General features: G+C 70.6%; 9 protein-coding genes. 2 read left to right on the forward strand and 7 right to left on the reverse strand.

Annotated elements, in window-relative coordinates; genetic code table 11:
• Positions 1 to 471 precede the first annotated feature (471 nt).
• Both hisS and ACFYXS_RS36520 read right to left on the reverse strand, forming a co-directional pair.
• Positions 472 to 1,734 carry a histidine--tRNA ligase gene (gene hisS / locus ACFYXS_RS36515; RefSeq protein ID WP_389256092.1) on the reverse strand — a complete coding sequence of 421 codons (1,263 nt, stop codon included), beginning with the start codon at positions 1,732 to 1,734 and terminating at the stop codon, positions 472 to 474.
• A gap of 13 nt (positions 1,735 to 1,747) precedes the next feature.
• A complete protein-coding gene (locus ACFYXS_RS36520) occupies positions 1,748 to 2,464 on the reverse strand; it encodes an MBL fold metallo-hydrolase (protein WP_389256093.1) in 717 nt (238 codons plus the stop codon).
• A 214-nt stretch (positions 2,465 to 2,678) separates the two neighbouring features.
• Here ACFYXS_RS36520 and ACFYXS_RS36525 point away from each other — a divergent pair, with 214 nt between their 5' ends.
• Both ACFYXS_RS36525 and ACFYXS_RS36530 read left to right on the forward strand, forming a co-directional pair.
• On the forward strand, positions 2,679 to 3,509 hold the full coding sequence (locus tag ACFYXS_RS36525) for a peptidylprolyl isomerase (protein ID WP_389256094.1): 831 nt from the start codon (positions 2,679 to 2,681) through the stop codon (positions 3,507 to 3,509).
• A gap of 218 nt (positions 3,510 to 3,727) precedes the next feature.
• Positions 3,728 to 4,957, forward strand: a complete 1,230-nt coding sequence (locus ACFYXS_RS36530; protein ID WP_389256095.1) for a DUF349 domain-containing protein — start codon at positions 3,728 to 3,730, stop codon at positions 4,955 to 4,957.
• Positions 4,958 to 5,059: 102 nt separating this feature from the next.
• Here ACFYXS_RS36530 and ACFYXS_RS36535 read toward each other — a convergent pair whose 3' ends face one another.
• The 5 genes from ACFYXS_RS36535 to yajC form a co-directional block, all read right to left on the reverse strand.
• Positions 5,060 to 7,540: a RelA/SpoT family protein gene (locus ACFYXS_RS36535; RefSeq protein ID WP_389256096.1), complete on the reverse strand. Its 2,481-nt coding sequence runs from the start codon at positions 7,538 to 7,540 to the stop codon at positions 5,060 to 5,062.
• A gap of 234 nt (positions 7,541 to 7,774) precedes the next feature.
• Positions 7,775 to 8,335, reverse strand: a complete 561-nt coding sequence (locus ACFYXS_RS36540; protein WP_389256097.1) for an adenine phosphoribosyltransferase — start codon at positions 8,333 to 8,335, stop codon at positions 7,775 to 7,777.
• A 26-nt stretch (positions 8,336 to 8,361) separates the two neighbouring features.
• Entirely contained in the window at positions 8,362 to 9,516 is a 1,155-nt protein-coding gene (gene secF, locus ACFYXS_RS36545; RefSeq protein ID WP_389256098.1) for a protein translocase subunit SecF, read from the reverse strand.
• Positions 9,516 to 11,285, reverse strand: a complete 1,770-nt coding sequence (secD, locus tag ACFYXS_RS36550) for a protein translocase subunit SecD (protein ID WP_389256099.1) — start codon at positions 11,283 to 11,285, stop codon at positions 9,516 to 9,518. Before secD ends, secF begins: the two co-directional genes overlap by 1 nt.
• A 125-nt stretch (positions 11,286 to 11,410) precedes the next feature.
• Positions 11,411 to 11,836: a preprotein translocase subunit YajC gene (yajC, locus tag ACFYXS_RS36555; protein ID WP_389256100.1), complete on the reverse strand. Its 426-nt coding sequence runs from the start codon at positions 11,834 to 11,836 to the stop codon at positions 11,411 to 11,413.
• Between the last annotated feature and the right edge of the window lie 118 nt (positions 11,837 to 11,954).

An 11,954-nucleotide genomic window follows, 5' to 3' on the forward strand; every position in this document is an offset into this window, starting at 1 on the left:
TCCGCCGGCAGATCCGGGCAGAAGCAACGACGGTTCCCGGCCCCCACCGGGATGCCGAACCAGGCACTTCCCCGCCCGGGCGGACCCCCAGGCACCGCCTGGTGGCTGCTCGCGGCGGGGAAGCGATGAGCGGCGCCGACCGGCGCGCCCTCGCGGCCTGCCCCTGCCCCGCCGCCCGAGACTCGCTCTACACCGCTGCGCGCGTCGTCGAACCGGCTCTGACCGTCCCCGGCGAACTCCACTCGCCGGGTGGTACGGATCCGTTCGGTGCCGCCGACACGGACAGACGCGTGTTGGCGTGGGAGCGGCTGCATGGACACCCGCTCGGGATGGACACTCCCCACGGTACGCCCCGGCGCTCCCGCCGGAGTGGGCCGTGCGCCGGTCGACGCCGCCCTTCGCGACCTCCCCTGCGACCGAACGCACGCGGTCCGGCCGGTTTCCCCCGGCCGGACCGCATCGGCGCCGGGCTCAGCCGAGCCGCTCGCGCAGCGCGCCGACGATCCCGTCGGCGGGCACGGCGGTCTGCTCGCCGCTCTCCAGGTCCTTCACCTGCACGACGCCCTCGGCGAGATCGCGCTCACCGGCGACGATCGCGAACCGGGCGCCCGAACGGTTCGCGGACTTCATGGCGTTCTTCAGGCCCTTGCCGCCGAAGGCGAAGTCGGTGGCGACACCGGCCCGGCGCAGCTCGGTGACCGCGCCGAACAGCACCCGGCGCGCCTCCTCGCCCAGCGGGACCGCGAACACCTGCGTGGGAGCGGGCAGTTCGAGCTCCACGCCCTCGGCCTTCAGCGCGAGCACGGTGCGGTCCACACCGAGCGCCCAGCCCACGGACGGCAGCGCCGGGCCGCCGATCATCTCCGACAGGCCGTCGTAGCGGCCGCCGCCGCCCACCGCGGACTGCGAGCCCAGGCCGTCGTGGACGAACTCGAAGGTGGTGCGGGTGTAGTAGTCCAGACCGCGCACGAGCTTGGGGTCGTCCTCGTACTCCACGCCCGCCGCCGTCAGCAGTTCGCGCACCTGCTCGTGGTAGGCCTTGCAGGCCTCGCACAGGTGGTCACGCATCATCGGGGCGCCGACGAGCTGCTTCTGGACGGTGTCGCGCTTGTCGTCCAGGACGCGCAGCGGGTTGATCTCGATCCGCCGGCGGGTGTCCTCGTCGAGGTCGAGACCGCGCAGGAAGTCCTGCAGCGCGGCCCGGTAGACCGGACGGCACTCCTTGTCGCCCAGGGAGTTGAGCAGCAGCCGGAAGTCGCGCAGCCCGAGCGAGCGGTACGCGTCCACGGCCAGGATGATCAGCTCGGCGTCCAGCACCGGGTCCTCGGCGCCGATCGCCTCGGCGCCGACCTGGGAGAAGTGGCGGTAACGCCCCGCCTGCGGACGCTCGTAGCGGTAGTAGGAGCCGGAGTACCAGAGCTTGACCGGCAGATTGCCGGTCTTGTGCAGGTTGGCCTCCAGCGCGGCGCGCAGCACGGAGGCGGTGCCCTCGGGGCGCAGGGCGAGCTCCGTACCGCCCTTGGTGGTGAGGGTGTACATCTCCTTGGTCACGATGTCGGTGGACTCGCCGACGCCGCGCGAGAACAGCTCCACCTGCTCGAAACCGGGGGTCTCCACGTAGCCGTAGCCGGCCCGCCGCAGCGGCGCGGAGATCGCCTCGCGCACCGCCAGGAACACGGCGGAATCGGGCGGCAGGAGGTCATAGGTGCCCTTGGGGGCCTTGAAGGTGCTCACAGGAAGTCTCTCGTCACATTCCTCGTCGCGGAGGCGCCGTCTGACCGGCCTCTCCGAGGCCGCGGGCCAACTCCGCAAGATACGGATTGGAGGCGCGCTCACGGCCGATGGTCGTCTGGGGACCGTGACCGGACAGCACCACGGTCGAGTCGTCGAGCGGCAGGCACACACGGGCCAGCGACGCGTACATCTCGTCCATGTCACCGCCGGGCAGGTCGGTGCGTCCGACGGAGCCGGCGAACAGCAGGTCGCCCGAGAAGAACACCGAGGGGATCTCGGCGGTCTCGGGCAGCCTGAAGGCCACCGACCCCTTGGTATGGCCGGGCGCGTGCGCCACGGTCAGCTCCAGACCGGCCAGCTCCAGGCTGCTGCCGTCGGAGAGCTCCCTCAGGTCGTCCGGCTCGCCGACGGTGATTTCGCCGAGCAGTTGGGCGCCGATGGAACGGCCGAGGGCCTTCTCCGGGTCGTCCAGCATGTAGCGGTCGCGGGGGTGGATCCAGGCCGGGACGCCGTGCGCCCCGCAGACCGGAACGACCGAGGCCACATGGTCGATGTGGCCGTGGGTGAGGATGACGGCGACGGGCTTGAGACGGTGTTTGGCGAGCGTGTCCTCGACACCCTGGGCCGCTTCGTGGCCCGGGTCGATGATCACGCACTCCTCACCGGCGGCGGGGGCCACCACGTAGCAGTTGGTGCCCCAGGCCCCGGCGGGGAACCCGGCAATGAGCACGTTCGTCCTTCTGTCGGCTGTCGTTCGCGGCAGGTCGTGCCGCCCGAGGGCGACGTCCTGAGCCTACCGGCGTGAACGCGGCCATCGCGAACCAGTAACGTCGCTGGACTGTGGGCGTGGCGGGCGCGAAGATCGGCCACGACGTACAGACAGACGTACAAGTGCGTACAAGCACATTCGACAGTTCGAGCAGAGGGCATCGGGAGACGGCTCAGTGGTCACCAAGGATCAGCGGCGGCGCCAGCTCGCCCGGGAGAAGTTCGAGCGCCAGCAGGAGCGCCGGGTGGGTGCGCGCAGCCGCGCACGGCAGCGCAACGCGGTGATCGCCGCCGTCGTGGCGGTCGTCCTGGCCGCCGGGGCCACCGCCTGGGCGGTCGGCGCCTTCAGCGGCGACTCGAAGCAGGACGAGGCGGCCGCCAAGGCCTCCCCGAGCGCGGCGTCCAGCGCCGCGCCCAGCAAGGTGCCCGACCCGTGCGCCAAGCCCGCCGCGGGCGCCCCCGGCACCGAGCAGTGGAAGAAGGAGCCCGCGGTCACCATCGACGCGGCCGCGAAGTACACCTTCGACCTGCAGACCACCTGCGGCGACATCGCACTGGACCTCGACGCGAAGAACGCGCCGCACACGGTGAACTCCTTCGCCTTCCTGGCCGGCAAGGGCTTCTTCGACCACACCAAGTGCCACCGGCTCACCACCTCCGGCATCTACGTGCTGCAGTGCGGCGACCCGACGGGCTCCGGCTCCGGCGGTCCCGGCTACACGATCCCGGACGAGAACCTGAAGGCGACGGCGGTCGCCAAGGGCACGTACCCGGCGGGCACCGTCGCCATGGCGAACACCGGCCAGCCGCACACCGGCGGCAGCCAGTTCTTCCTCGTCTACCAGGACAGCCCGCTGCCGCCGTCCTACACGCCGTTCGGAACGATCACGGCCGGTGGCATGGACGTGCTCAAGAAGATCGCCGCCGCCGGGGACTCGACGGGCGCCGGTGACGGTGCGCCGAACGCGACCGTGGTGATCAACAAGGCGACGGTCAGCGCGTCCTGAGCCGTGTCCCCGCACCCGCGCGGTGAATTCGCGGGTGCGGGATGCGGACAGCCGGGCCACCGGTCGCCTATGTTGGCGTTGTGTAGGGTGCCTGCGCCGACGGCTGCACCGCGCAAGTGGCAGCCCGTCGGGACCGGCCAGGGCACGGCCCGGCCGGATGGAACTGTGGACGATGCCGTGTGCCGTGAAGCGGCCGGGCATCACGTGGAGGAGGCGCTGTGAGCAGCGACCCGTGGGGCCGCGTCGACGAGACGGGGACCGTGTACGTACGTACGGCCGAGGGCGAGCGTGAAGTCGGCTCGTGGCAGGCGGGCTCCCCCGAGGAGGCGCTGGCCTACTTCGAGCGGAAGTACGAGGGTCTCGTCGTCGAGATCGGCCTCCTCGAACGCCGGGTGAAGACCACCGACCTGTCCGCCAAGGACGCGCTGACGGCCATCGAGCACCTGCGGACCGCGGTGACCGAGGCCCACGCCGTCGGCGACCTGGCGGCGCTGGGCGAGCGGCTGGACGGGCTGACCGCGCTGGTCGACTCGCGCCGCGAAGAGCGCAAGGTGGCCAAGGCCAAGGCCTCCGAGGAGGCCAAGTCGGCCAAGGAGAACCTGGTCGTCGAGGCCGAGCAGTTGGCCGAGAGCGAGCAGTGGCGGGCCGCCGGCGAGCGCCTGCGCGCCCTGGTCGACACCTGGAAGGGCCTGCCCCGGCTGGACCGCAAGACCGACGACGAGCTGTGGCACCGCTTCAGCCACGCCCGTTCGGTCTTCTCCAAGCGCCGCAAGGGCCACTTCGCGCAGCTCGACGCGCAGCGCGAGGAGGCCCGGCAGCACAAGGAGAAGCTGGTGGAGGAGGCGCAGGCGCTCTCCGGCTCCACCGACTGGGGTCCGACCGCGGCGCGCTACCGCGAGCTGATGACCGAGTGGAAGGCCGCCGGCCGCGCGCAGCGCGAGGCCGAGGACGACCTGTGGAACCGTTTCCGCGGTGCCCAGGACGTCTTCTTCGCGGCCCGCTCCGAGGTCTTCGCGGAGCGGGACACCGAGCAGCGCGAGAACCTCACGCTCAAGGAGGAGCTGGCCATCGAGGCCGAGAAGCTGCTCCCGGTGACCGACCTCAAGGCGGCCCGTGCGGCCTTCCGCGGCATCAACGAGCGCTGGGAGGCGATCGGTCACGTGCCGCGCGACGCCCGGCCTCGGATCGAGGCCCGCATGCACGCGGTCGAGCGCGCCATCCACGACACCGAGGAGAACGAGTGGCGGCGCACCAACCCCGAGGCGCGGGCGCGGGCGGCGGGCCTCACCGGCCAGCTGCAGGCTGCCGTCGACAAGCTGCGTGACCAGATCGAGAAGGCCAACGCCGCGGGGAACAGCTCCAAGGCGGACAAGCTCCAGCGCGAGCTGGACGGGCGGCAGGCGCTGCTCGACCAGGCGCTGAAGTCCCTCGACGAGTTCAGCGGCTGACAGCGGCCGCCGGCTCCGCCGGTCGAACGCGCAGGGCCCGTACGCATCGCGTACGGGCCCTGCGCGTTGTCGTGGGCTTCCTGCCGCCCCCTGGGCGCGCCGTCAGCGCTGGCGTGCCGAGGTGACCCGGTAGACGTCGTAGACGCCCTCCACGCCGCGCACGGCCTTCAGGACGTGGCCGAGGTGCTTGGGATCGCCCATCTCGAAGGTGAAGCGGGAGGTGGCCACCCGGTCGCGGGAGGTCTGGACGGCCGCGGACAGGATGTTGACGTGCTGGTCGGACAGCACACGCGTGACGTCCGACAGCAGGCGCGAACGGTCCAGGGCCTCGACCTGGATGGCGACCAGGAAGACCGACGACTGCGTCGGCGCCCACTCGACCTCGATGATCCGCTCCGGCTGCTGCGACAGCGCCTCGACGTTGACGCAGTCCGCACGGTGCACGGAGACCCCGTTGCCGCGGGTGACGAAGCCGATGATCGGGTCGCCCGGCACCGGGGTGCAGCACCGCGACAGCTTGACCCACACGTCCCGCTCGCCCTTGACGATGACGCCCGGGTCGGCGGCCGACCGCCGCTTGGTCCGGCTGCGCGAGGGCATCGTGATCTCGGCGATGTCCTCGGTCGCGCCCTCTTCGCCGCCCAGCGCCTCGACGAGCTTCTGCACCACCGACTGGGCGGTGATGTGCCCCTCGCCGATCGCCGCGTACAGCGCGGAGATGTCGGGGTAGCGCATCTCGTGCGCCAGGGTGACCAGCGAGTCGCCGGTGAGCACGCGCTGGATCGGCAGGCCCTGCTTGCGCATGGCGCGCGCGATGGCGTCCTTGCCCTGCTCGACGGCCTCCTCGCGGCGCTCCTTGGAGAACCAGGCGCGGATCTTGTTGCGCGCCCGCGGGGACTTGACGAAGCCCAGCCAGTCGCGGGACGGCCCCGCCCCGGCGGCCTTGGAGGTGAAGACCTCCACGGTGTCGCCGTTGTCGAGGGTCGATTCCAGCGGCACCAGGCGGCCGTTGACGCGCGCGCCGATGGTGCGGTGGCCGACCTCGGTGTGCACCGCATACGCGAAGTCGACGGGGGTGGCGCCCGCGGGCAGCGCGATGACGTCGCCCTTGGGCGTGAAGACGAAGACCTCGTTGCGCGACAGGTCGAAGCGCAACGACTCCAGGAACTCGCCCGGGTCCTCCGTCTCCTTCTGCCAGTCCAGCAACTGCCGCAGCCACGCCATGTCGTTGACCGCGTCGTCCTTCTTCGCGGACTTCGGGCTGTCGGTGCGCACCTTGGAGGCGCCGGCGACGGCCTCCTGCTTGTACTTCCAGTGCGCCGCGATGCCGTACTCGGCGCGGCGGTGCATGTCGAAGGTGCGGATCTGGATCTCGACCGGCTTGCCGCTGGGCCCGATGACCGTCGTGTGCAGCGACTGGTACATATTGAACTTGGGCATCGCGATGTAGTCCTTGAACCGCCCCGGCACCGGGTTCCACCGCGCGTGGATGGTGCCCAACGCCGCGTAGCAGTCGCGGACGGTGTCGACCAGGACCCGGATGCCCACCAGGTCGTAGATCTCGGCGAAGTCGCGGCCCCGCACGATCATCTTCTGGTACACGCTGTAGTAGTGCTTCGGGCGGCCGGTGACGGTCGCCTTGATGCGGGCGGCGCGCAGGTCCTGCTGCACCTGGTCGGTGACGACCGCCAGGTACTCGTCCCGCTTGGGGGCGCGCTCCGCGACGAGCCGGACGATCTCGTCGTACATCTTGGGGTAGAGGATCGCGAAGGCGAGGTCCTCCAGTTCCCACTTGATGGTGTTCATGCCCAGCCGGTGCGCCAGCGGTGCGTAGATCTCCAGCGTCTCGCGGGCCTTCTTCTCCTGCTTCTCCCGCTTGAGGTAGCGCATGGTGCGCATGTTGTGCAGGCGGTCGGCGAGCTTGATCACCAGGACGCGCGGGTCCTTGGCCATCGCCACGACCATCTTGCGCACGGTCTCGGCCTGCGCGGCCTCGCCGAACTTGACCTTGTCCAGCTTGGTGACGCCGTCCACCAGCAGGGCGACGGAGTCGCCGAAGTCGCGGCGCAGCGCGTCCAGGCCGTACTCGGTGTCCTCCACCGTGTCGTGCAGCAGTCCCGCCATCAAGGTGGCCGGGTCCATGCCGAGCTCGGCCAGGATCGTCGTCACCGCGAGCGGGTGCGTGATGTACGGGTCACCGCTCTTGCGCTTCTGGCCGCGGTGCCAGCGCTCGGCCACCTGGTAGGCGCGCTCGATCTGGCGCAGCTGCGACGCGTCGCCCTTGGGGTCGTTGCTGCGCACTATGCGCAGCAGGGGCTCCAGCACCGGGTTGTACGGGCTGGAACGCTGCACGCCCAACCGGGCGAGGCGGGCGCGGACGCGGTTCGACGAGGTCGCGGGCCGGTTCGGCGCCACGCTGCCGGGGGTGCGCACGGGCCGGGCTCCCGGGGTCGCCGGCGAGGCCTTGGGAGGTGTGCTCTCCGCAGGGGCGGCAGGCGTGGCGGAAGGAGCCGCGGAGACGGAGGACGCCTCGCGTCCCTCCGCGGCGGTCATCGGCTGGGTCGACCTGGCCTCGTCTTGCAAGGGCACTCCTTCTGGGCCCCTCCTGTCCGAGAACGGGCAAGGAGGGAGGGTCCGGTACCCCATGGTAGCGATGTGACCGGGTGAACCGCGTCCCGTCCCGTCCCTCCCGCCCCGCGGCACGCCGGAACGGGCCGGGAACGCCTGTGGTGCCCGGTCGGAAGACCGGGCACCACAGGGACGGAGCGACGCACCACTCGGATCCGTTCAGATCCGTTCAGATCCGTTCGAATCCGCTCACACCACGATCAGGGCCTCCAGCGGGGCCCCGGCCAGGGCCGGGGCGAGACGCTCGCGCCCGCCCAGGAAGCCGAGCTCCAGCAGGACGGCGACCCCGGCGACCTCGGCGCCGGTGCGGCGGATGAGGTCGAGGGAGGCCTCGGCCGTCCCGCCGGTGGCCAGCACGTCGTCGATGACGAGCACCCGGTCGCCGGCCCCGAACGCGTCCTGATGGACCTCGATCTCGGCCGTGCCGTACTCCAGCCCGTACGTCCGCCCGTGCGTGGCCGCGGGCAGCTTGCCCGCCTTGCGGACCGGGACGAAGCCCAGTCCGGCGCGGGCCGCGGCCGGGGCGGCGAGGATGAACCCGCGCGCCTCCAGTCCGACGACCTTGTCGGCGCCGTGCCGGGTGCAGACCTCGGCGAGGGCGTCGACCAGGGCGCCGAAGGCGGCGGGGTCGGCGAGCAGCGGGGTGATGTCCTTGAACATCACGCCCGGCCTGGGGTAGTCGGGCACGTCCCGGATGCGGCTGAGCAGCAGGCTGCGCAGCTCGCCCCGGGCGGCGTCCGTCGTCGTCATCTGTGGTGTTCCTCGGTGCTTCTGCTTCAGCGGCGCTTGCCGGACGGGCGGTTGCGGCCGCGGTTGCGGGACGGCGTCTCGCGCCGGCCGCCGGCCGCTCCCGCGGTGGCGGCGTGCGGGTCGTCGTCGTGGTCGCCGTGATCGCCGTGGCGGCCGTCCGCCGCTTCCGCGGAGTCCTGCGGGTCGTCCCCGCCCTGCTCGGCACGGCGGGCGTCGGCGGCGCGCTTGGCGAGCACCCGCTTGCGCAGCGCCTTGATCTCCGGGTCGCGCTCCTTGAGGTCCGCGACCAGCGGGGTCGCGATGAAGATCGAGGAGTACGCACCGGCGGTGAGGCCGACGAAGAGCGACAGCGCGATGTCGTTGAGCGTGCCCGCGCCGAGCAGGCCGCCACCGACGAACAGCAGGCCGGCGACCGGCAGCAGCGCCACGACCGTGGTGTTGATCGACCGCACCAGGGTCTGGTTGAGGCTGCGGTTGGCGAGCTCGCTGTACGTGTAGCGGTTCTGCTTGGTGATGTCCTTGGTCGTCTCCTTCAGACCGTCGAAGACGACGACGGTGTCGTAGAGGGAGTAACCGAGGACCGTGAGCAGACCGATCACCGTGCCGGGCGTGACCTCGAAACCGACGATCGCGTACACGCCGATGGTGATGGTGAGGTCGTGCAGCAGCGCGATCAGGGCGGCCACGGCCTTGCGCCACTCGAAGGCGATCGCCATGTAGATCGTCACGAGGACCATGAAGATCACCAGGCCTTCGAAGGCCTTCTTGGAGATCTCCTCGCCCCAGCTCGGACCGATGATCTGCGGGTCGATGTCGCCGGGCTTGATGTTCAGGTCCTGGGCGATGTCGCCCTGGATCTTCTTGGCCTCGTCGAGCGTGATGTCGCTGATCTGGATGCGGACGCTGCCCGTGCCGAGCTTCTGCACGAGGGCCTGGTGCCCGTCGGTGTCGCTGCCGATCCGGTCCTGGACCTGGGACACCGACATCGAGGTCTTGGGCGTGGTGAACACCGCGCCGCCGGAGAACTCGATGCCGAGCTTCAGGCCGTTGACGACCAGACCCAGGATGGCGGCGACCGTGATCAGGATCGAGACGGTGTACCAGATCTTGCGCTTGCCCACGAAGTCGTAGGCGATCTCGCCCCGGTGCAGGCGGTGCCCGAGGTTTCCGAGCCGGGACATCAGGCCTCCTTGACGTCGGTACGGCCCGCGGAACGGCGGGTGCGGCGCAGCGGGGGGGTGACGCCCAGGGCGCGCGGGTCGAGTCCGGACCAGGGGTGTCCGCCGGCGTAGAACTTCTTGCGCGCGAGGATCGTCATGAGCGGCTTGGTGAACAGGAAGACCACCGCCACGTCGAGCAGCGTCGTCAGTCCGAGGGTGAAGGCGAAGCCCTGCACCTTGCCGACGGAGACGATGAACAGGACGGCGGCGGACAGGAACGACACGAAGTCCGAGACGAGGATCGTGCGCCGGGCGCGCGGCCATCCGCGGGCCACGGCGGGCTGCAGGGAGCGGCCCTCGCGCAGTTCGTCACGGATGCGCTCGAAGAACACGATGAAGGAGTCGGCGGTGATACCGATGGCGACGATGGCACCGCAGACGGCCGGCAGGTTCAGCGCGAAGCCGATGGCCGGGCCGAGCAGCGTCATGATCTCGTAGGTCAGGATCGCGGAGACCACGAGGCTGAGGATCGCGACGAAGCTCAGACCCCGGTAGTACGCGATCAGGTAGAGCATGACCAGCGCGAGACCGACCGCGCCGGCGATGATGCCGCCGTGCAGCTGCTCGCCGCCGACCGCCGCGGAGACCTTGGTGACGTCGGACTTGTCGAAGGTCAGCGGCAGGGAGCCGTAGGACAGGACGTTGGACAGGTCCTGCGCGCTCTCCTGGGTGAAGCTGCCGTAGATCTCCGCGCTGCCGCTCAGGGTCTGGTTCACCGAGGGAGCGGAGACGACCTCGTTGTCCAGCACGATCGCGAACTGGTTGTTCGGCGGCTGCTGCTGGGAGAGCTGCGAGGTGATCTTCGAGAAGTCCTTGGAACCGGTGCCGTCGAAGGACAGCGTGACGACCCAGCCGTTGCCGCTCTGGGTGTCGTACTGGGCGGCCGCCTTCTTGACGTTCTTGCCGTCGACCGCGGACGGGCCCAGCGCGTACTTGGCGCGGCCGTCCTGGCTGCACGCGACGATCTTGTCGGTGGGCTTGGCCTTCAGGTTGAGGTTCGCGCGGGCTTCCTTGTCGGAGCAGTCCAGCGCGGCGAGCTTCGCCTGCAGGTCGGCCGGGATCGAGGTGTCCAGCGTGCTGCCCGGGGCTGCCGGGGTGGTGGCCGGCGCGCTCGCCGGAGCCGACGGGGGCGCCGAGGCCGGCGCGGTCGGCGTGGTCGACGAGCCGGACTTCAGCGCGTCGGTGACGGCGCGGCCCTGCGTCGAGGAGCTCGGGGACGGGGAGGTGGTGCTCGTCGTCCCGGTCGAGGCCGTCGAGGACGGCGAGGCCGGGGACGACGCCTTCCCGGAGGGGCTGGACGAGGGAGAGGGCGAAACGGGCGGGGTGTTGGCCACCTCGGCGAGAACGGGCCGGAAGTAGAGCTGGGCCGTGGTGCCCACCTGCTTCTCCGCCTGCTCCGAGTCCGTGCCCTTGGGGATGTTGACGATGATGTTGCGATCGCCCTGCGTCTGGACCTCGGCCTCGGACACACCGAGACCGTTGACACGCCGCTCGATGATGCCGACGGCCGTGTCCATGTTGGTCTTGTTGATCGCGTTGGACTGATCGCTCTTGGCCGTCAACGTGATGCTCGTGCCGCCGGCGAGGTCAATGCCCAGTCGCGGCGTCGTGTGGCCGGAGAGGAACATCCCTCCCGTGAGCGCCACGATGGCCAGCAGGATCACTGCCAGCGCCCGCCCGGGGTATCCCTGGCTCCCCGAGGGCTTGCGGCCCCTCTTCGGTGCTGCCACCTTCTCGATTCTCCCTGTCCAACCGCCCTGCGGACCTGCGCGCGCAGCAGGGCGGCACGATGTGTTGTACGGACGTGCCGACGCGTAAACGTACCTGCCCCAGGTGTCGTCCCGGGGCGGTGGCGTTACTTGGAGTCGGTGCCGTCCGTCTTGGGGGCGTCCTGCACCTTGGCCTCGTCCGTGGACTTGGCGAGGTCGACGCGGTCCTCGTCCTCGGCGGAGTCGTCGGCGTGCTCGGCGTCGGCGGCCTCGAACTCCGGCTCGGGCTCGATGCCGTGGACGATGCGGTCGTACTCGGCCTGGTCCAGCACGGCGGCGATGGCGTTCTTCGCGAAGTGCGCGTGCACGCCGTCGGCGAGCTCGAGCAGCACCGTGTCGTCGTTGACCTCCTTGACGACCGCGTACATGCCGCCGATGGTGCGGATGCCGGCACCCGGCGCCATCTGGTCACGCATGTTCACCGCCTGGCGCTGCTTGTTCTTGGCGGAGCGGGTCATCAGCAGCATGACACCGATGATCAGAACGAAAGGCAGGATCTGGATGAGGTTCATGGTGTCAGGACGGTCCTTCGCATGGCCACGGTGGCCTCGTCTACGGGATCTGCGGGATCTGCGCGATCTACGGGGGTTGGGTCGTCGTTCCGGAGGACGACGTCGGCGGAGTCTAAGC

Source organism: Streptomyces sp. NPDC002574 (assembly GCF_042889545.1).
GTDB lineage: Bacteria > Actinomycetota > Actinomycetes > Streptomycetales > Streptomycetaceae > Actinacidiphila.